Genomic DNA, 20,751 nt, shown 5'->3' with positions numbered 1-20,751 from the left:
AATTTTTGCGAGCTATACTCAAACCTGCCTACCGATAAAATTACCGCGCAGAAACAATACCATTGTCTTGCGGATAATAGTCTGATAGAATATCCACGAGAATCCTCTATTTTTCAGGAGAGCGATGAAAGCGACCATACTGCTCGTCGAAGACGAAAAAGATATAGTCAAGATGCTGGAGTACAACCTCAAGAAGGAAGGCTTTAAGACTATATCCGTCCGAAGCGGGGAAGACGCCGGGGCGGCGGTAAAGAGCGGACGGCCCGACCTGATCATCCTAGATCTTATGCTTCCCGGCATTGACGGCTTAGAGGTATGCAAAGTCCTTAAAGCGGATCCTAAAACAACAGTTATCCCCGTAATAATGCTTACAGCGAAAAGCCAGGAATCGGATAAGATCGTCGGACTTGAATTGGGCGCCGATGATTATATTACAAAGCCTTTCAGCCCTCGGGAATTGATAGCGCGTATAAAAGCGGTTTTGCGCAGGGCGGGCGATAAGGGCAAGCCGCAAGATATATTGAAAGCGGGCGACCTCGTGATCGACCTGTCCAGGATAGCGGTGACGGTTAAAGGCAAGGCAATAGAGCTCACCTCCAAAGAGTTTGAACTTCTAAAGACGCTCATAAAGGCTAAGGGCAGGGTCCTGTCGCGCGACTATCTGCTGGATAATATTTGGGGTTTTGACCAGGCCTCGGAGATACAGACGCGCACGGTGGATGTGCACATAACGACGCTCCGAAAGAAGCTGAAGGGCGAATCGGGGCGCATTGTGACAGTCAAGAATTACGGGTACAGGTTCGACGACGAAGACCGGGTGTCGGATGGCGGCAAAAATAAGTTTTAAATCAAAACTGATCCTATCGTATGCCGTTGTAATATTGACGTCATTTGGTCTGGTGGCATTCTTCCTCGATAGGAACCTGGAAGAGAATTCCCTCCGCAATATCAAGGACACCCTCATCACGCAGGCAAATTTGATCGGGAGCCGGATCACCGCAGATATCCTTAATGAGGAAGGACATGCCTCTCTGATCAGGCTGGTAAGAGAGCTCAGTCTTAAGGCTAAATGCCGGATCACCGTCATCGATGACCGCGGCAAAGTCCTCGCGGATTCCGGGAAAACCTCTGAAGATATCTCGAGAATGGAAAACCACCTGAACCGGCCGGAGGTGAGGAGCGCCCGGGACGGCGGCACAGGCACGGATATCCGTTATTCCCCGACCCTGAAGATCGATATGCTCTATGCGGCATTGTTGCTTAAAAATAAGGAGAGGCCCGAGTGCGTATTGAGGTTAGCTCTTACCCTGGAAAGCGTACAGCAGACGCTTTCAGCCATAAGAAAGATAGTCGCCGCGGGATTTCTATTTGCCCTGGCGCTTGCATTTGTCCTGGGTTCATTGGTAGCGCAGAATACCATGAAGCCGGTAAGACGGATTATCCAGATCTCACGCAGATTTTCAAAAGGCGATTTCAGCCGCAGGATCATACAGGGCCCCAAAGATGAGATGGGAGAGCTGGCAGACACGCTTAATAATATGGCAGAGGATATAGAAAGTAAGATAACCGAGATCAAGGCCCAGAATCAGAAACTCGCGGCGATATTCAGCAGCATGGTCGAAGGGGTCATAATAATAGACAGAGAGGGGCGTATCGTCTCCATCAATCCCACTATAGAGAAGATATTCGGCGTATTAAAGAAAGACGCGCATGGAAGGGCATTCCTGGAAACGATACGCAATAACGATATCTCAGAAGTCATAAACGCCGTTTTGCGGGATGGACAGGTTGCCTCAGCCCATATCGAGCTTGTCTATCCCATTCGCGGGATATTTGAGGTGAACGCCGCGCCGATCTTCGACAATGAAGACGTTTCGGGATGCCTGGTAGTCATACATGACATAACCCAGATCAGGAGGCTGGAGACTATCCGGAGCGATTTCATCGCCAACGTATCCCATGAATTGAAGACGCCGCTCACATCGATCAAAGGTTTCGTAGAGACGCTCTTAGACGGCGCAGTGGATGACAGGGAAAATAGCCGCGAATTCTTAAGGATCATCCAGGAGCACGCCGAGCGGCTCAATAGCCTGGTCGACGATCTGCTCTCCCTGTCGCATCTCGAATCGAAAGAGATCGCGCTTGAGAAGAAAGAGATACACCTGCGACGGCTGGCCGAGGGGATTATCCTGGGGTTTAAATCGCAGCTGCGCAAGAAGAGTATAGAAGTGATGAACGAATTGGCGCCGGGGATCTCGGTCATGGCCGATGAGAACAGGATAGAGCAGGTATTGACCAACCTGATCGATAACGCGATAAAATTCAATAAGGATAAAGGGAGCATCAGGATCGTCGGCGAGGAAAAAGACGGTGAAGTGAAGATCACCGTTGAAGATTCAGGCGCCGGCATTCCCGAAAAAGATATTCCCAGGATATTCGAGCGGTTCTACAGGGTCGACAAGGCGCGTTCGCGCGAACTGGGCGGTACCGGGCTCGGGCTTTCTATCGTCAAGCATATCGTAGAATTACACGGAGGGAAAGTCGGCGTAGAAAGCGTCGAGGGTTTCGGGTCGAAGTTCTACTTCACGCTTCCTAAATAACCTGCGTATATCACATCTCCTCGTAACCGGCAGTAATTTACACAGATTTAACATCGTCCTCATATACGCATAATACGGAAGTAGTATACTTTGGGTGAAATCAAGGAGGATTTATGTTAAAAAAATTTATGCTATTTCTTATAGCGCTGACGCTAGCGTCATCCGCGTTCGCGGCAAAAGAGAATAATTCTATCCAGGTTAAAGGCTCTGATACGATGGTCAATCTCGGCCAGGCATGGGCGGAGAAATTCATGGAGAAAGACCCTGCTGATTTTGTGGCGGTCACGGGAGGCGGGTCAGGAACGGGGCTGTCGAGCCTGATAAGCGGGACCTGCGACATCGCTATGAGCTCGAGGAATATCAAGGGGAAAGAGATAACCATCGCGGAAAAAAAAGGGATACATCCGAAGGAGATAAAAGTCGCGCTCGACGGTCTTGTCGTCGTGGTGAATCCCGGGAACCCGGTTAGCGCGCTTACTATAGAACAGCTGGCCGGTATATTTACCGGGGCTGTTAAAAACTGGAAAGACGTCGGCGGTGTCGATGAGAAGATAGTAGTCCTGTCGCGCGAGGTTAATTCAGGGACCCATGTATATTTTAAGGAGCACGTATTGAGGGGAGGCAACGCCGGCGGAAGCGAGGAATTCGCCCCGGCCGCGCTCATGCTCTCATCGTCGCAGGCCATTGCCGATGAAATTGCGGGTAACCGCTCGGCCATTGGATATTACGGCATGGGGTATATATCGCCAAAGCAAAAGCCCGTAGCTGTGGCCAAAGACGAAAAGTCCGAATATGTCGCGCCTACGATAGAGAATGTCCTGAATAACAGATATCCGATATCGAGGCCCCTTTTCCTTTATACCAACGGCAATCCCGAAAACCTGGTAAAGAAGTTTATCGATTATACGCTCTCGAAAGAAGGCCAGGAAATTGTCCTGGCAACCGACTTCGTGCCTGTTAATGAATAAACTCAATGCGTAAGATAAAAGAATTCATTATTGAAAAGTTAATCCTTATTTGCGGTTTAGCTTCGATATTTTTTGTCGTGCTGATATTTTTATTTTTGCTTAAAGAGGGGCTTGCGGTATTTAATACTGTAAGTCCTTTTAAATTCCTCTTTGGAAAGAGCTGGTATCCTATCTCAGAGCCGCCGCAGCTCGGGATATTGCCGCTCATCCTCGGTTCTCTTCTGGTCACATTCGGCGCCGCGGTGATATCCATCCCTATAGGGGTAGGATGCGCTATATATATAGCCGAAGTCGCGCCCGTCAAAACAAAAGAGGTCTTAAAAGCGGGGATAGAATTACTGGCCGCCATACCGAGCGTCGTCCTCGGATTCGTAGGTATGGTGACGCTAGTCCCGCTGGTGAAGACTCTGTTCCATATTCCTACAGGATTGACGGCCCTGTCGGGCTCGATAATGCTGGCGTTCATGGCCATGCCCACGATAGTCTCGATAGCCGAAGACGCGCTCTACTCGGTCCCGAAGAGTTACAAAGAGGGAGCGTTCGCTCTCGGCGCTACGCATTGGCAGACCATCCGGCGTGTTATGCTGCCGGCGGCGTCAAGCGGCATTCTGGCCGCGGTGATGCTCGGTATAGGCAGGGTCATCGGAGAGACGATGGCGGTCATGATGATCACGGGTAACGCGGCCGTTATCCCCGCGAGCATCCTTGTCCCGGTGAGGACGCTTACAGCGACTATCGCGGCTGAGATGGGCGAGGCCGTTGTAGGCAGCGAACATTATTTTGCCCTTTTCGCCGTCGGGATAGTCCTGTTCGTGATAAGTTTCGCCGTGAACGTGACGGCGGACCTGTTTTTACATAAAAGGCAGCGATGACCCATTCGGCTTCGCTCAGGGTCATCCTGAGCAAGTGACGAATGAAATGAGGAGCGCGTCGAAGGATGAAAAACCCGCACAGGTCTCAAAGAATAGCGTTCTTCTTTCTCTTTCTGGCGACTCTTTTGATAGTCGTGCCGGTAGGGCTCATTGTCGTGATCATAATCCAGAAAGGGCTGCCGGCGATAAACTGGCAGTTCCTGACGGACATACCGCGCCAGGGTATGCGCGCGGGCGGCATATTCCCCGCGATCGTCGGAACAATATATCTGGTAACGGGCGCTATCATATTTGCCCTGCCGATAGGGCTGCTGGCGGCGGTATACTTAAGCGAGTATTCCCGGGACAACCTTTTGACGCGTATCGTAAAACTCGCGATCGTGAATCTTGCCGGCGTGCCGTCTGTCGTCTACGGGCTTTTTGGATTGGCGATGTTCGTAGTATTTTTCAAATTCGGCGCTTCGATACTTTCAGGCTCGCTTACACTGGGCATCATGATCTTACCTATTATAATCACAACATCGCGCGAGGCCCTGGAGAGCGTCCCGTATTCGTTCAGGGAGGTGAGCCTCTCTTTAGGCGCGAGTAAATGGCAGACGATAAGGCATATCGTCCTTCCGAACGCGATACCCGGCGTCCTGACAGGGACGATATTGGGCCTCGGGAGGGCGGCCGGCGAAACAGCGCCTATTCTTTTTACGGTAGCGGCGTTCTATCTGCCGCGGCTTCCGGATTCCATCTTCGACCAGGCTATGGCGCTGCCATACCATCTTTACGTCATATCGACCCAGGTCCCTAATGTAGACGAAAAGATAAGATACGGCACGGCGCTCGTACTACTGGCGCTCGTCCTGTTTATGAATCTGGTGGCGATCGTAATACGTTATAAATTCAGGAAGAGGAAGAAATGGTAGAGAGAAGCGAAGTCTTTGAAATAAATGGCCTAGATATATGGTTCGGCAGCGCGCATGTCTTGAGGCGGGTAAGCCTCGGTGTGCGCCGCAATGAGATACTGGGCGTGATAGGGCCTTCTAACAGCGGCAAGACGACCTTTTTAAGGACGCTCAACCGCCTTAATGACCTGTCCGCCGATTTTAAGATGAGCGGGAAAGCAATGTTCGAAGGCAAGGACATCCGCAAGGTCGACGCTGAAGAGCTGCGCGCAAAAGTGGGTATGGTATTCGCCCTGCCCCTGCCGCTGCCGCTGTCAATATTCGAAAACGTGGCCTACGGGTTGAGGAGGCACGGTTTAACGAACAGACGGGAGCTGGGCGAAAGAACAGAGAATGCGCTGAAAGAAGCTTATCTATGGGAAGAGGTAAAGGACAGGATGGGAGAATCCGCGTTCAAATTATCGGGAGGGCAGCAGCAGCGCCTTTGCATAGCCAGGACCCTGGCGGTAGGGCCGGAGGTGATACTGTTCGATGAGCCGTGTTCGGGGCTGGATCCGATATCTACGGCCAAGGTAGAAGACGCTATGCTCAAGTTAAAGAAAAAATATACGATAGTGCTCGTGACAAATAACGTGAAACAGGCCTCGAGGGTGGCTGACAGGACTGCGTTCTTCCTGAACGGAGAACTTGTAGAGATCGACAGGACGGAAAAGATATTTACCGCGCCGTCCGACAAACGCACTGACGGATATGTAAGAGGAAAATTCGGATAAGGCCTAAACATCATGGATAAGATAGCGATAAAAAAACTGGACTTGTGGTACGGCAGCTTTCGCGCGCTAAAAGACGTGAACGCGGTTTTTAAGGAGCGGAATATCACTGCTGTGATCGGGCCTTCCGGCTGCGGTAAGTCTACCTTGCTGCGGGTCTTCAACAGGATGAATGACATGATCGACGGAGTGAGGACAAAAGGCGAGATCCTGATCGACGGCGCGGACATCCTTAAGTCCTGCACAGACCTGGTGCGTCTGCGTAAAAAAGTCGGCATGGTCTTCCAGCGTCCGAATCCTTTCCCTCTGTCCATATATGAGAATATCGTTTTCGGAGAGAGGATACACGCCGATAACGTAAAACGCGATGAGCTTGATGATATAGCGGAGAAGAGCCTGAAGAGCGTCCTCCTTTGGGATGAATTAAAGGACAGGCTGAATAAGCCGGCTCTCGGCCTGTCATTGGAACAGAAGCAGAGGCTGTGCATAGCCAGGCTTATAGCCGTTAAACCGGATGTGCTGTTAATGGATGAGCCCTGTTCGACTCTCGATCCGGAGGCTACGATGCGTATCGAAGAATTAATGCGTGAATTGAAGTCCGATTATACTATAATAATAGTGACCCATAACATGCAGCAGGCGGCGCGCGTCTCCGACGATACCGGATTCATGTTATTGGGCGAACTTGTGGAGTTCGACAAGACCGAACGGATATTTACCGCTCCGCGCGATAAGCGGACAGAGGATTACATTACAGGAAGATACGGTTAAAAAGTAAAAAGGGAAAAGGAGATCGATATGGAACGCCACATGGACCAGGAACTGAAAGAGCTGAATATTGAGATCCTGAGGATGGGGGCTTATGCCGAAGAGGCCATCTATAAGTCGATAGAGGCGCTGAAGAACCGCGATAGAGGGATGGCCCAGGCCGTGGTCGATGCCGATAAGTTTGTCGATAAACTGGAGTTGGAAGTCGATGAAAGATGCATCGACCTGATCGCCCGCTATCAGCCTATGGCAAAAGACCTGCGCATCATCGCTACCGCCATGAAAATAAATTCGGAACTCGAAAGGATAGCCGATATAGCGGTAGATATAGCCCAGCGCACTTTGGAGATCGTCGATAAACCTTTCTTGAAACCTCTGGTGGATATACCGAAATTGACGGCCCTCGCGCAAGGCATGGTGAGGATGGCGATAGACGCGTTCATCAAAGGGGACATAGAGTCGGCGAAAAAAGTAGCGCTGTCCGATTCCGAGGCCGATCGCCTTAGGAACGCGATACAAAAAGAGTTGATAGAGGATTATATGGTTAAAGATGCTTCTACGGCCCCGAGGGCCGTTCAACTGCTGCTCATAGCCCGCTTCCTGGAGCGCATATGCGACCATACTACAAATATAGCCGAAGACGTCATATATATGGTCCAGGCCGAGGTCGTCAAACACCACCCTGAAAAGCTGAAGTAACGGAACTTTTCGGCATACTATTATTGTCTAATAAATAATAGTGTGATATTATCTATGCAGATATTAAAAGCAGGAGAGGGAAGGCCGGGATGCTATTGAGGACACTCTTAATATCATTTTTTATTATTCATTTTTCCGCCGCATTCGGTATCGCGCAGCCCGAAGAGACGATGGAATGGTATGATTGCGTAATAGAAGCGAAGAACCAGCACCCCAACCTCATGTCGGCCATGGAGCAGGTGAACCAGTCCAAGGCGTCGAAAGAGGTGACCAGGAGTGTTATAATGCCGCAAATAGCGGGCTCGGCTGCCAGGACGACCTCACAGTCGGCGAGCGGCGGCGGCACAGGTACATCGATGGTCAGCCATTCATCCACAGGCGCTAAACCCAAGACAAGCTACAAATACGGCATTACAGGAGAGCAACTGTTATTCGACGGGTTCAAGACCTCTTTTGATCTTTCCGCCGCGGAGAGGAATATATTATCCTCCAGGTATAATTATGACGTTACATCCTCTAATATAAGGCTAAGCCTGAGGGCCGCTTTCGCAAACCTCCTCAAGGCCCAGGAACTCGTTAAGGTAACGAAAGAAATAGCCGCCCGGCGCAAGCAGAACCTCCGTCTTGTCGAGCTGCGGTATGAAGGCGGCCGTGAGCATCGCGGGTCGCTGATGACCGCAGAGGCCGATGTCGCCCAGGCTACTTACGATGTCGACCAGGCCGGGAGAAGCGTCTATTATTCGCAAAGACAGCTTACGAAAGAGATGGGCCGCTCGACATTCATTCCAATGTCGGCGAACGGAAGCCTTGAGGTCCAGGATAAGGTTGAGTTGAGGCCCGACTTCGAGGAATTAGCCCGGACGACCCCGCTCCTGCAGCAGCTCATCGAGAAGAGAGAGTCCGCCAAATTTGGATTGAAATCGACTTACGCCGACTTCGCTCCAAAGGTTTATTTAAGCGGAGGATTGGATAATACTAATACGCAATGGCCGCCCGATAAGAACGAATGGACTGTAGGCGGTAGCATATCGCTGCCGCTTTTTGACGGCGGAAACAGGGTTGCCGCAGTTTCGAAGGCGAAGGCCGTATTAGGCCAGGCCCTCGACGATGAGAGATCGGGACGCGACGGCGTGATCCTGACGCTCGCGAATACCTGGACGAACCTGCAGAACGCGATCGAAAACGTGTGGGTGCGGAAGAAATATCTGGATGCGACTGAAGAACGGGCAAAGATAGCCAGGGCCGAATACTCAATCGGCTTGATGTCGTTCGATAACTGGATAATCATAGAGGACAACCTTGTCTCGGCAAAAAAGAGTTACGTAGAGTCGGAAGCGGCTTCTTTAATAGCCGAAGCCAATTGGATCCAGGCAAAGGGAGGAACGTTGGATTATGATCAAAATTAATAGATGGAAATTATACCTTGGCTTATTATTAATCATCCTGGCGGTGATATTTTTATTCGCGGTAAATAAAAAATCTTCAGGTGAAGTCACCAGGGAAGTGAGACCCGTGATCGGCAGTATCCAGACTATGATAACTTCGACAGCGACGGTCCAGCCGGAGAACAGGCTGGAGGTGAAGCCTCCGATAAACGGACGGATAGACGAGATCCTGGTCAAGGAAGGGGATATGGTGAAGGCGGGACAGACGTTGGCGTGGATGAGCTCGACCGAAAGAGCGGCGCTCCTGGACGCCGCTAGAGCCAGAGGGCCTGAAGAGGTCAAATACTGGCAGGAAGTGTATAAAGCGGCCCCCCTGATCTCTCCGATAGACGGCGAGGTCATAGTCAGCACCTGCGAATCGGGCCAGACGATCACCTCGTCGGACGCCGTTATCGTCCTGTCGGACCATCTGATAGTGCAGGCGCAGGTAGACGAAACCGATATAGGCGGGGTGCGCGTGGGGCAAAAAGCTATGATAAGCCTTGACGCGTATCCTAAGATCAAGGTGGACGGGAAGGTAGACCACATATATTATGAGTCCACAACGGTGAATAACGTGACCATTTACGAGGTCGATGTCATGCCTGACAGCGTCCCGCAAGTCTTCCGCTCGGGAATGTCCGCGACCGTCAATATAGTGGAAAAGACGAAAGACGACGCTCTTCTTGTGCCGCTTGAGGCGGTCAAGAAAGATAAGGACGGAGCGGCTTACGTGATTGTATCCGGAGGGCCGCGTAAAGAAGGAGTGGAGCGGAAAGTGGAGCTCGGCATAGCCGATGAAAAAAATATAGAGATCGTTTCCGGTCTTTCGGAGCAGGATACGGTCCTGATAAAGAGCCAGAAATATGATCTTGAAGCTAATTCTAAGATCGGCACCAATCCTCTCATGCCTCAGCGCAAGAAGAGCGGTAAATAAACGATATATGATAGAACTGAAGAACATATCAAAGACTTACAGGACAGGCAAGGTGGGGGTGGCGGCATTGCAAAGCGTCTCCCTCAAGGTGGATGCCGGCGAATTTTTGGCTATAATGGGCCCCTCCGGATCCGGCAAGTCGACGCTTATGCATCTCATGGGTTTTCTTGACAGGCCGGATTCAGGCAAATATTATTTAGGAGGTAAGGATGTTACCGGCCTTAACGATGACCAGCTTGCCGTTCTAAGGAATCGGTTGATGGGTTTCATATTTCAGCAATTTCATCTCCTACCGCGTATAACATCTCTTGAAAACGTGGAGCTTCCTCTAATATATGCCGGGAAACGCCATTTAAAAGAGAGGGCGGCGGAAAAGATAAAGAGTGTGGGCTTGTCACACAGGGTGTCTCACAGGCCGAATGAAATGTCCGGCGGAGAACAACAGCGCGTGGCCATAGCCCGTTCTCTTGTGAACGAGCCGCTCGTTATCCTGGCCGATGAACCCACGGGTAATCTCGATACGAAGAGCCAGAATGAGATAATAGCTATACTGGAAGGATTGAACGCTCAAGGGAAGACCATTATAATGGTAACGCACGAGGAGGAAGTGGCTGAACATGCCAAGAGGATCATCAAGATGCGGGACGGCAAGATCGTTTCCGATGAAACGCAAAAGGGTAAGGGCGAAAACGCCCATCCGGCCCCGGTTAATATCCCTATAGACGATATATTATCGGAAAAGAACACCGACCTGAAAGGCGCGGAGTTTGTCGATCATTTTAAGCAGGCCTTCTGGTCGATAATTTCTCATAAGATGCGCTCGCTCCTTTCCATGCTGGGAATACTTATAGGAGTGGCGGCTGTAATAGCTATGCTCGCGCTTGGCCAGGGAGCTAAAGAGTCTGTCTCGAAAGCGTTGGCTTCCTTGGGTTCTAATCTTCTTATGGTGAGATCGGGTTCCCACAGGACGCACGGTGTGGCGTTGGAAGCGGGGACGGTGACGCGATTTACTTTTCAGGACGTAGACGCCATATCGAAGATCCCGAGCGCAAAGAGAGTATCTCCCACGGTAAGCGGCAGGGCGCAGGTTGTTTACGGAAATAGCAACTGGAATACGCAGGTGCAGGGCACAGGGGTCGGCTACGCCGAAATGCGCGCTTCTGTTCCGGTCATAGGCAGATTTTTTACGGAGGATGAATTGAAAGCGCGGGCGCGGGTGGCCCTGTTAGGCGCGACTGTGGCAAAAGAGCTGTTTGGGCAGGATAATCCGGTAGGTTCCTTTATTAAGGCGAATAAGGTGATATTCCAGGTAATAGGGGTTTTGCCGACCAAGGGGGCAAATATGATGCGCGATCAGGACGATCTGATGGTGATACCCGTAACGACCGCTATGTACCGTGTCCTGGGCAAAGAATATATCGATTCGATAGACGTTGAAGTAAGCGACCCGTTATTGATGGACGAGACGCAGGACCTTATAAAAGAGACTATAATAAAACGCCATCGTTTAAACAGTAAAGACGCCGAGGACTCTTTCGAGATACGAAATATGGCTGAGATACAGGAGACTATGACAAAGACTACACAGACTATGACATGGCTTTTGGGATCCATAGCCGCGATATCGCTTCTGGTGGGCGGTATAGGCATCATGAATATAATGCTGGTATCCGTCACTGAGAGGACAAGGGAGATAGGCCTCAGAAAAGCGATAGGCGCCCGCGATGCGGATATAATGATTCAATTTTTGATAGAGGCGATAGTTATGACGTTTAGCGGCGGTATAGTGGGTGTGATAACCGGCTCAGGCATCGCTCTTCTTTTGGCTCTCTTGGCGGGATGGGCAATAAAGGTTTCCATGTTTTCGATAGTGCTAGCTACGACATTTTCCGTTGTAATCGGTGTGCTCTTCGGCCTTTGGCCCGCAAGGCAGGCTTCCAAGCTCAACCCGATCGAAGCCCTTCGATACGAATAGGGTCTATTGTTTGAGGTTCTGCAGCTGCTGCATGGCCTTGCTGAATTCTTCTAGGGCTACCATGCCGATTGCGTACTTCACGCGCGGCCCCAGCCCTGCCTCCGGTTTCTCCGCCGGCCCCTTTATCACAAAATCAAATATCAGGTTGCCCTGCCGTGACATGAGATATGGAGTAAGCCTGTTCACAGACGTCTGCAGGAACTGCGAATTTTCAGCGCCGGGTTTGGCTTTGATATGCAGTTTGTGAAAGGATATCGTTGTGAGCGAATCTACCATGTTATCATGCATACGGAACCGGGTGTCCGAACTGAAGACGCCGTCTTTTACGGAGAACGGCGTATACGCGTCGAAATACGGCAGGAAGAGCGCCATGTTTATATAGTTGGTGTATAAAGCCGCTTCCATATCCACCCTTTCAGGATAGATAGCCATGCCGGCGCTGAACTCGGCGCTGCCGTTTACAGAATTCAGCACGGGGATCCTGAGTTTGAAACTGCAGTCAGCCCCGATTTTTTCCCGGGAGATCCCGGTAGGCGTGAATTCGAAATTAAAATTATCGGCGTATATCGAGAATGGTTCCCGGGATATGTAGTAGTCTTTGAACCTGAGCACGGAATTCGATATGGTTATCTTTTTTATGCTCTTCGCGAAATTGTAGATGCCGCCTGAAGCCGGAGCCTCCGCGGCATACGCGACTCCCGCCTGACCGGGAGGATCATACACGGGCCATGCGGCAAGGTTGAGCAGCCCTTTAGCGTTCCTCTCGATGGTCAGCGTGCCCCTGTCGATATGTATCTCCTCAAAAACGAGCTGCCTCTCTTTCTCGAACTTTTCCCTGTCTATCGATACTGTGAATTTATCGGCCATGAAGATATTCTCTTCGAACTCCATCTTGTTCATTACCGTAAAACCCTGGAAGCTGACCATGCTTTTCTTTATGTCGAGCGCCACGCCCGTGAACTTTATCCGGGAGCCCAGCATATTGCTGACGGCCTCTTCGATAGCGCGCTTGCCGAATAATTGCATGTAGAGCGAAATAAAAGCGATGGTGACCGCGATGAGGATCACTGAGACGACGAAGATCTTTACAAGGTTTTTTGCGATGTTCATTATGGAATAGTATATCATGCCGTAACAATTTTGGTAACAATTTTGGCTACTCTTGGCAAATGATCATTTTAGGTGTATAATATTACATGTTACAAGGAGAAAAAAGTGGCTGATAAGGTCAAGATCTTGGTCGTGGATGACGGCAAGGAAAATGTGGAGCTTTTAGTTACGCTGCTGACGGTATTTGGATTCGAGGCGTTGAAGGCATATAGCGGAAAAGACGCGATAGAGATAGCTGGTAAGGCGCGTCCGGCGATGGTGTTGCTGGATATAATGATGCCGGAGATGGATGGTATCCAGGTATGCGGCGCGTTAAGGAAAGACCCGGGTAATGCTCAAATGGCTATAGTTATGGTGACCGCTAAGGACAAAGACAGCGATATAGTCCGGGCCCTTGAAATGGGCGCGGACGATTATATAATGAAGCCGGTTTCTAAAAAAGACCTCATCGTCAAGGTGGATAACCTTCTGGCAAAAGCGAAGGCAGGGGAACTGCCGAGCCAGCTTTATTTAAAGGACGTTAGATCCGAACAGAAAAAGAAGGACGATAGATAGGGAGAGAGCGATGGCGATCAATATCGATATCCTTTTACGCACTCTGGTTATTAAAAAATCCTCCGATCTGCATTTTCAGGCGGGAAGTCCGCCGATATTCCGCGTTAACGGCGAACTATCATTCTCCGATCTCGGCATACTGGCTTCAAAGGATATAGAGAAGTATATGTATTCCATCATGACGGAAGGCCAGAGAAAGATATTTGAAGAGAGCCACCGGTTCGACTTTTCATATTCGGTGCCCGGCATAGCCCGTTTCAGGGTCAATGTATACAGGCAGCGCGGATGCGTTGGGGCGGTGATGAGATGCATCCCTTTCGAAGTGCCTACTATAGAAGACTTAGGCCTGCCGTCCATCGTAAAGGAACTGGCGGCAAAACCTAACGGGATGGTATTGATAACCGGGCCGACCGGAAGCGGCAAATCGACTACCCTGGCCGCTATAATAGGATATATCAACGCGAGTTTTAAGCGCCACGTCATAACAATAGAGGACCCTATCGAATTTGTCCACCAGAACAAGCTTTGCGAAATAAACCAAAGGGAGGTCGGGATAGACACGGAATCGTTCGCGTCCGCTCTCAGGGACGCTCTCAGGGAAGACCCCAACGTCATCCTCGTGGGAGAGATGAGAGACCTGGAGACTATATCCAACGCCATAACCGCGGCCGAGACAGGCCATCTGGTATTTGCCACCCTGCATACGAACGACGCCGCCCAGACGGTAGACAGGATAGTGGACGTCTTTCCGCCCCACCAGCAGCCGCAGGTGCGCATGCAGTTATCCACATGTTTGAGGGCGGTAATTGCCCAGACATTGCTGCGCCGGAAGGACGGGGCCGGCAGGATAGCTGCTTTTGAAATAATGCTGGCCAACCCCGCCGTAAAGAACCTTATTAAGGAAGGAAAGACCTCCCAACTGTATTCAACCATCCAGACAGCGCGCCAGGAGGGCATGCAGCTTCTCGACCAGTCGCTCGAAAACCTGTGCAAGAACGGATTGGTGACCGTCGAAGAGGCGAGTACCAAGGTTAACGACCATAAGGCGTTTGAGCGGGCGATTAATTCCTAACAAAAGCTAGATGACCAAAAAAACTTGATTTTTTTACAACTTGAAGGTATACTTTTACAATTATAAGTAAACCTTGAAGGGGGTGAGCAAGCAGATGAAGAAGACTTTTATCGCATTATTAGCGTTGATCAGCCTGTGCGCGGTATGTTACGCACAGGATGATACTCTTAAAGCCACCGAACCGGTTGGCGTAGTGATCGAGGCAGGCGGCGTATTTGTGGGGACCGTGGTAGGCGCCACTGAAGAGGCTGTCACCGGCGAGAAGAAACTCACCGTTAAGAGCGATACCGGCGAGACGAGGATATTCCCGTTCACCGAGACCGTGAAGATAGTGGATGATACGGTCAACGCTGTTACTTTCAACCAACTCAAAGAAGGTCAGAAGGTAGTGGTTGAATATCTGAAGGAAGGCAATACCGAGAAGGCAAAGTCGGTAACAGTTACAGAATAGGACTTTGAAGAGGTAATTTGGAAATGGCAGGCTATATTTTTTAGCCTGCCATTTTTTTGGCGCGCGCTGTGATATTTCTTGATATATTGGGATAAAATACCTATAATGAATCAAAAAAAGGCGGGCATTTGAATATAGCGTATCTTGCTGTCAAACTATTGGCGTTCAAGGCAATGGCGTTTGAACGGTCTACAAAAGACCCTGTGCGCGCCCAGAAAAAAATTCTTCTGGAGTTCCTCAAGCGCAACCGTAACACAGAATATGGACGGCGTTACGACTTTTCCAGTATAAGATCCATTGCGGATTACCAGAATACGGTTCCCGTGAACGACTTCGAGACCTTTCTTCCTTACCTTGAAAAGATGGAGAAAGGGGAGGATCGTGTCCTGACCGTGGATAAGCCGATATTCTTCGGCGCCACCAGCGGCACTACCAGCCGCAAAAAGCTTATCCCCGTGACCGGCTATTCGCGGGAGAAGAAGGCCGAGGTTTCGACCCTGTGGTCATATTATATCTCAAGGGATCATCCGCGCGTCCTGGACGGCAAGGTGCTGGCCGTCATAAGCCCCGAGATAGAAGGATATACGGGATCGGGGCTGCCTTACGGAGCAGAGAGCGGGTTCGGTTACAGGAACCTGCCAATCGCCGTTAAGAGCCTCTACGCGTTGCCGCACCAGGTTTTTGAGATAAAAGATTACGACGCGAGATATTACTGCATACTCAGGATCGGCATAGAGCAGAATATAACGACTGTAGCAACGTTGAACCCGAGCACATTAGTATTACTGTGCAAAAAAATAGAGATATGGAAAGATAAGATAATAGACGATATCGAACGCGGTTCTTTAAATAAAGAATTCGATATTTCCGAGAATATAAGACGTGAGATAGAAGCGGCGTTCAGGCCGAACCCGGCGCGCGCAGCGGTCCTGAAAGATATTCTGAAGGAGAGAGGGGCCCTATTGCCGAAATATTTCTGGCCGGGCCTGGAGCTCATAGAGTGCTGGAAAGGCGGGACGGTCAAGATATACCTTAAGGAGCTGCCTCAGTATTTTGGGGACGTCCCTATAAGGGATTTCGGCTGCCTTTCCACGGAAGCCCGTAGTTCCATACCGATGAGCGATGAAGGGGCAGGAGGCGTCCTTGCCATAAACGCGAATTTTTATGAATTTATACCCAGGGAAGATATGTCAAAGAAGGACAAGCGCGTCTTTCTTTGCGACGAACTGGAAAAGGGCAGAGAATATTTGCTGGTCGTCACCACCCCCGGAGGGTTATACCGCTATAACATAGACGACGTTATTGTCGTCGACGGTTTTTTCAACAAGACGCCGGTCATAGAATTCGTGCAGAAAGGCCTTAACGCCGTTTCGCTTACGGGAGAGAAGGTATACGAATCGCAGGTGAACGAGGCGGTGAATAAAGCCCTCGACGCTCACAAGATGATAGTGGAGCTCTTCTCCGCTTCCGTCCAATGGGACCACCCGCCGCGTTATATATTTTTAGTGGAATTTGACGGCGTGCCCACTCTTGAAGAGAAAAAAGGATTTCTAAAGTCCATAGAAGAAGAACTTTGCCGCCAGAATTGCGAATACAGCTGGATACGGCAGGCGCAACTCCTGGGGTCCCCGCTTTTGAAGGTCGTAAAAAGCGGGGAGTTCGAACGATATCGCGCGAAGAAGATAAGTGAAGGCGCCCATGATACGCAATTTAAACTGCCGGAGCTGTCCGGCGACTTCACTTTCCAGGATAATTTTAAGGTCGAAGAGAATATATCGATCGAATAGAGAGTAGAATATCAGGCGTAAGGCGCCTTTTGCCGGATGATTACGATAAAACAGGGCGACATAACGAATGAGGATGTGGAGGCGATCGTAAATGCCGCGAATAGCGGCCTGCGCGGCGGCAGGTTGAAAGAGGCGGACCTTTTAAAGAGCGCCCGCAGCTTCCGCCTTCGCTGAATCAGCGATACCGGTTGAAGCTTCGGCGGATTTCGCCATGAATAGTTTAGGGTCGGGTTTAGGCTCAACAATTTTTGCGCTTATTTGAGTAAAAGCGCCCGTAGCTTCCGCCTTCGCTGAATCAGCGATACCGGTTGAAGCTTCGGCGGATTTCGCCATGAATAGTTTAGGGTCGGGTTTAGGCTCAACAATTTTTGTGCTTATTTGAGTAAAAGCGCCCGTAGCTCAATTGGATAGAGTGGCTGGCTTCGAACCAGTAGGCTGGGTGTTCGATTCACCCCGGGCGCGCCAAATTTTGCCGCAGCCTAACTCAGGCGAAATTTGTCCCGAGCAGCATGTATTTTAGTCAAGCTGCGAGGGGCTACAGATAAAAAACTGTAATATACTTTGACGATTTGACTTAAGATGTATTCCCTCGGCTGCTCCGATTTGTCGCAGCCTCGGGATGAAATTTATACATAAATTTCAGCGGACGTGGCCCGTCACTTAGGCTGGAAGTGCAAGAGATATCCAGTCAGATAGAAGTGGCGGAATTGGCCTTGCGCAAAGCGAATACAACAGCGCAATGCACAAAATACCTAAACTCTGACGATGTGACTTAAGTGGACTTACGCGGGCGTGACGGAATTGGCAGACGTGTACGGCTTAGGACCGTATGCCGCAAGGCTTGGGGGTTCAAATCCCTTCGCCCGCACCAAATTTTACTGCAGTCTCACTCAGGTAAAATTTGATCCTGAGGAGGATTGAGTTAGACTGCGGTTCGACGAAGGACCTATATCAGCTCGAGTGGAATGAAATAGTCAGAATAAAATTGGCTAAATTACGTATTTTGCCATATCTAATAGAATTTATTGCATTTAATTTATGATTTTGATATAATTATCGCTCTAAGCAACTAGGGATTTTTAGATATAGCGAATTTTATTCCATGCTTTTTTTGTTTTTGGTGTTAAAGTTAGAGGAAGGAAAACAGTCCCGCCCAGAGTTATAGTCCTGGCGGGACGTTAGAAGGAAACCTAGGTTTCCTTCTAAGGAGCGATATAGCAGGACGGTTTTCGCGACGCCCGCATAGCTTCCGCCTCCGCAATCAAGGCGCAAGCTAGAAGGTGCTTCGGCGGATTTCGCCATGAATAGTTTAAGGTCGGGTTTAGGCTCAACAATTTATTGCGCTAAAACTGACTGAGATTGCCCGCATAGCTCAATTGGCAGAGCAGGACACTCTTAATGTCAAGGTTCCAAGTTCGATTCTTGGTGCGGGCACCAAAATTGCGAAGCAATTTTGATATTGAAGCCGCGTAAAGAAATCCGACCAAAGGAAGGATTTTAGCGGCTGAAATACCTATAGACAATATGAAGAGAAAGATCCTGAGGAGGCTGGAGTCAAACTGTAGGCCAACGAAGGACCTAGGATCAGTTCACGGGCAAGCGGTCAGACTTTAGCGCAATTATATTTTAGTCGAAGCATAGGTGCTTCGCGTCGCCTGAAGCGCTCCTGTTCGTCGCGCTTCATGGCTAGCTCAGCATCGCTTTTGCTTTGCAAAAGCGGCGGTAATTCAGTGGTAGAATGCGACCTTGCCAAGGTCGATGTCGTGGGTTCGAAACCCATCCGCCGCTCCATTTTTTACAATAGTCTAACTCGGGTAAAAAATGATCCTGAGGAGGATACGGTTAGATAGTAGTCCGACGAAGGACCTATAACAACGCGCGGGGGTGACGGGTAAGATATTTCGGCAGCTAAAATGCTCACTATTCGTTCGCATTTCTTAGCGCTGCCTCAATATCAAATTTGTACGCAAATCTGACGCTAGAATAAAATAGGAGGCAGCATCCACATAAACCCCGCACCTTCTAATATCTTTTGGTGCGGGAAAGGTATTGTAAAAAAATCTCTTTATAAAATACAACGTTAAATTTAAGGAAGGAAGGTGCGGGGTGAAGATAATGGATTTTTTGAACAAGAAAGCCGTCGCTGGAAGCCTGAAATCGACGGATAAAGAAGGCGTTATCAGGGAACTGGTAGACCTTCTGGCTAAGGCAGACGAGATAAAGAACAAGGAGGAACTTGTAAAAGCCCTTATGATGAGGGAATCTCTGGGATCGACGGGTATCGGCCAGGGGATCGGTATACCGCACGCTAAATCCCAGAATGTGAAGAACCTGGTAGCCGCATTTGGGCTGTCCCAGAAGGGAGTGAACTTCGACTCTCTAGACGGGGAGCCTGTCTATATATTCTTTTTGCTCATAGCGCCCGAGGAGTCTGCAGGCCCGCATCTGAAAGCACTCGCCAGGATATCCAGGATGCTTAAAGACAAATTTTTCAGGGAGATGCTCAAGAAGGCCAAGGACGAAAAAGAGATACTCCACATAATTCAGGAAGAAGACTCCAAAAAATATTAAAAAAGAAGAATATCCTCCTTTTTTAATTTTCTAAAAAGGCGCTGAAGATAGTGAAAATATTAAATGCTTTTAAGTGGCTGTATCCGGGCATGTGGGTCAAGCGGTGGATCACATTGACCGTCTTCGGTATCATAATGATATCGATGGGATTTGTTACCGTACTGCTGGAGCAACACCCTAAGAACAAGACATTTGCGGGCATTATTATAATAATAGGTATATTGGCTGTAGTCACGGGAATAAAACGTATAATAAAATCTCTCGTGCTGGTTTTTCTGCCCCAGGGCAACGATGAACTTGTCGACAAGATATACCAGAAAAGGATCCTGGAAAAAGGGCCGAAGATAGTCGTAATAGGCGGCGGGACGGGGTTGTCGACGCTGCTGCACGGATTGAAAGAATATACCAGCAACATTACCGCCATAGTCACCGTATCCGATGATGGGGGATCGTCGGGTAGATTGAGGAAGGAATTCGACGTCCTGCCTCCGGGAGACATAAGGAATTGCCTCGTCGCGCTTGCCGACGCGGAACCGTTGATGGGCAAGCTTTTCCAGTTCCGGTTCGAAGAAGGCGGCGAACTCGGCGGGCATAGTTTCGGGAACCTTTTCATAACGGCGCTATCCAAAGTTACGGGAAATTTTGACGCGGCTATCAAAGAATCCAGCAAGGTCCTGGCAATAAGAGGAAGGGTGCTGCCTTCTACGCTGGATAAGGTTACTCTGGTGGCGGACCACCTGGACGGTAGACAGACGATCGGCGAGACCAGTATTGCGTCCGCCGGAAGCCCAATTAAAAAGATACATTTAAGGCCTGTAAATTGCAGGCCTACCGATGAGGCTATAGACGCCATCAGGAAAGCGGATACCATTGTGCTGGGGCCTGGGAGCCTGTATACAAGCATAATGCCGAACCTGCTGGTAGGCAGGATCTACAAAGAGATACTTGAGTCCAGGGCGGTAAAAGTATACGTCTGCAATGTGATGACGCAAAAGGGCGAGACGGACGATTACAAGGCGAGTGACCATCTCAAGGCCATGGTGGAACACGGAGCTCCGGGCATCGTCGATTACTGCATTATAAATACCGCGAAGATCCCGGAAGAGATGGCGGAAAAATATAAAGCGGAGGAGTCATATCCGGTCGTTCCCGATTCCGATAATTTAAAGAAGATGAAATGCAAAGTAGTGGAAGCCCATATAGTTAACAGCAGTGATTATGTGAGGCACGACCCGGCCAGGTTGGCAAAAATAATAATCGACCTGGTAACGAGTTTAAAGAAATCTAAAGGATAAAATG

Annotated in this window: 19 protein-coding genes and 4 tRNA genes; 22 read left to right on the top strand and 1 reads right to left on the bottom strand. The window is 49.7% G+C overall.

What is annotated here, in order from left to right; genetic code table 11:
- Positions 1-124 precede the first annotated feature (124 nt).
- The 11 genes from WC592_00955 to WC592_00905 all read left to right on the top strand — a co-directional run bounded on the left by WC592_00955 (position 125) and on the right by WC592_00905 (position 11,906).
- Positions 125-847 (top strand): response regulator transcription factor, encoded by a 723-nt coding sequence (locus tag WC592_00955; protein MFA4981022.1) that lies wholly within the window; start codon positions 125-127, stop codon positions 845-847.
- Positions 825-2,600, top strand: a complete 1,776-nt coding sequence (locus WC592_00950; protein MFA4981021.1) for an ATP-binding protein — start codon at positions 825-827, stop codon at positions 2,598-2,600. The genes WC592_00955 and WC592_00950 overlap by 23 nt, the downstream gene beginning before the upstream one ends.
- A gap of 113 nt (positions 2,601-2,713) precedes the next feature.
- Complete coding sequence (locus tag WC592_00945; protein MFA4981020.1) at positions 2,714-3,568, top strand: phosphate ABC transporter substrate-binding protein; 855 nt, start codon at positions 2,714-2,716, stop codon at positions 3,566-3,568.
- A gap of 5 nt (positions 3,569-3,573) precedes the next feature.
- On the top strand, positions 3,574-4,440 hold the full coding sequence (gene pstC, locus WC592_00940; GenBank protein MFA4981019.1) for a phosphate ABC transporter permease subunit PstC: 867 nt from the start codon (positions 3,574-3,576) through the stop codon (positions 4,438-4,440).
- Positions 4,441-4,505: 65 nt separating this feature from the next.
- Positions 4,506-5,354, top strand: a complete 849-nt coding sequence (pstA, locus tag WC592_00935) for a phosphate ABC transporter permease PstA (protein ID MFA4981018.1) — start codon at positions 4,506-4,508, stop codon at positions 5,352-5,354.
- On the top strand, positions 5,348-6,106 hold the full coding sequence (locus WC592_00930; protein ID MFA4981017.1) for a phosphate ABC transporter ATP-binding protein: 759 nt from the start codon (positions 5,348-5,350) through the stop codon (positions 6,104-6,106). Before pstA ends, WC592_00930 begins: the two co-directional genes overlap by 7 nt.
- Positions 6,107-6,118: 12 nt before the next feature.
- Entirely contained in the window at positions 6,119-6,874 is a 756-nt protein-coding gene (gene pstB, locus WC592_00925; GenBank protein MFA4981016.1) for a phosphate ABC transporter ATP-binding protein PstB, read from the top strand.
- A 27-nt stretch (positions 6,875-6,901) separates the two neighbouring features.
- Positions 6,902-7,570 carry a phosphate signaling complex protein PhoU gene (gene phoU, locus WC592_00920; GenBank protein MFA4981015.1) on the top strand — a complete coding sequence of 223 codons (669 nt, stop codon included), beginning with the start codon at positions 6,902-6,904 and terminating at the stop codon, positions 7,568-7,570.
- Between the two features lie 89 nt (positions 7,571-7,659).
- Positions 7,660-8,976, top strand: a complete 1,317-nt coding sequence (locus tag WC592_00915; protein ID MFA4981014.1) for a TolC family protein — start codon at positions 7,660-7,662, stop codon at positions 8,974-8,976.
- Positions 8,963-9,931, top strand: a complete 969-nt coding sequence (locus WC592_00910; protein ID MFA4981013.1) for an efflux RND transporter periplasmic adaptor subunit — start codon at positions 8,963-8,965, stop codon at positions 9,929-9,931. The genes WC592_00915 and WC592_00910 overlap by 14 nt, the downstream gene beginning before the upstream one ends.
- A 7-nt stretch (positions 9,932-9,938) precedes the next feature.
- Positions 9,939-11,906 (top strand): ABC transporter permease, encoded by a 1,968-nt coding sequence (locus tag WC592_00905; GenBank protein MFA4981012.1) that lies wholly within the window; start codon positions 9,939-9,941, stop codon positions 11,904-11,906.
- Between the two features lie 3 nt (positions 11,907-11,909).
- Here WC592_00905 and WC592_00900 read toward each other — a convergent pair whose 3' ends face one another.
- On the bottom strand, positions 11,910-13,016 hold the full coding sequence (locus WC592_00900) for a DUF748 domain-containing protein (protein MFA4981011.1): 1,107 nt from the start codon (positions 13,014-13,016) through the stop codon (positions 11,910-11,912).
- A gap of 105 nt (positions 13,017-13,121) precedes the next feature.
- Between WC592_00900 and WC592_00895 the strand changes: the two genes are divergently transcribed.
- The 11 genes from WC592_00895 to WC592_00845 all read left to right on the top strand — a co-directional run bounded on the left by WC592_00895 (position 13,122) and on the right by WC592_00845 (position 20,747).
- A complete protein-coding gene (locus tag WC592_00895; GenBank protein ID MFA4981010.1) occupies positions 13,122-13,571 on the top strand; it encodes a response regulator in 450 nt (149 codons plus the stop codon).
- A 10-nt stretch (positions 13,572-13,581) separates the two neighbouring features.
- Positions 13,582-14,643 (top strand): type IV pilus twitching motility protein PilT, encoded by a 1,062-nt coding sequence (locus WC592_00890; GenBank protein MFA4981009.1) that lies wholly within the window; start codon positions 13,582-13,584, stop codon positions 14,641-14,643.
- A 94-nt stretch (positions 14,644-14,737) separates the two neighbouring features.
- Complete coding sequence (locus tag WC592_00885) at positions 14,738-15,094, top strand: hypothetical protein (GenBank protein ID MFA4981008.1); 357 nt, start codon at positions 14,738-14,740, stop codon at positions 15,092-15,094.
- A 128-nt stretch (positions 15,095-15,222) separates the two neighbouring features.
- The gene (locus tag WC592_00880; protein MFA4981007.1) at positions 15,223-16,881 is read left to right on the top strand and encodes a GH3 auxin-responsive promoter family protein; all 1,659 of its coding nucleotides are present in this window, start codon (positions 15,223-15,225) and stop codon (positions 16,879-16,881) included.
- 36 nt (positions 16,882-16,917) lie between these two features.
- On the top strand, positions 16,918-17,055 hold the full coding sequence (locus WC592_00875) for a hypothetical protein (protein MFA4981006.1): 138 nt from the start codon (positions 16,918-16,920) through the stop codon (positions 17,053-17,055).
- A 214-nt stretch (positions 17,056-17,269) separates the two neighbouring features.
- Positions 17,270-17,346 (top strand) — tRNA-Arg (locus WC592_00870).
- Positions 17,347-17,667: 321 nt separating this feature from the next.
- Positions 17,668-17,752: transfer RNA gene (locus tag WC592_00865), tRNA-Leu, on the top strand.
- Between the two features lie 490 nt (positions 17,753-18,242).
- Positions 18,243-18,318, top strand: a tRNA-Lys gene (locus WC592_00860).
- A gap of 279 nt (positions 18,319-18,597) precedes the next feature.
- Positions 18,598-18,672, top strand: a tRNA-Gly gene (locus WC592_00855).
- Between the two features lie 324 nt (positions 18,673-18,996).
- Entirely contained in the window at positions 18,997-19,452 is a 456-nt protein-coding gene (locus WC592_00850) for a PTS sugar transporter subunit IIA (protein MFA4981005.1), read from the top strand.
- A 50-nt stretch (positions 19,453-19,502) separates the two neighbouring features.
- Positions 19,503-20,747 (top strand): gluconeogenesis factor YvcK family protein, encoded by a 1,245-nt coding sequence (locus WC592_00845; protein ID MFA4981004.1) that lies wholly within the window; start codon positions 19,503-19,505, stop codon positions 20,745-20,747.
- The last annotated feature ends 4 nt before the right edge of the window (positions 20,748-20,751 follow it).

Source organism: Candidatus Omnitrophota bacterium (assembly GCA_041648975.1).
GTDB lineage: Bacteria > Omnitrophota > Gorgyraeia > 2-01-FULL-45-10 > 2-01-FULL-45-10 > JAQUSE01.
The sequence above is the reverse complement of the archived record's forward strand: the minus strand, read 5'-3'. Positions and strand labels throughout refer to the sequence as shown.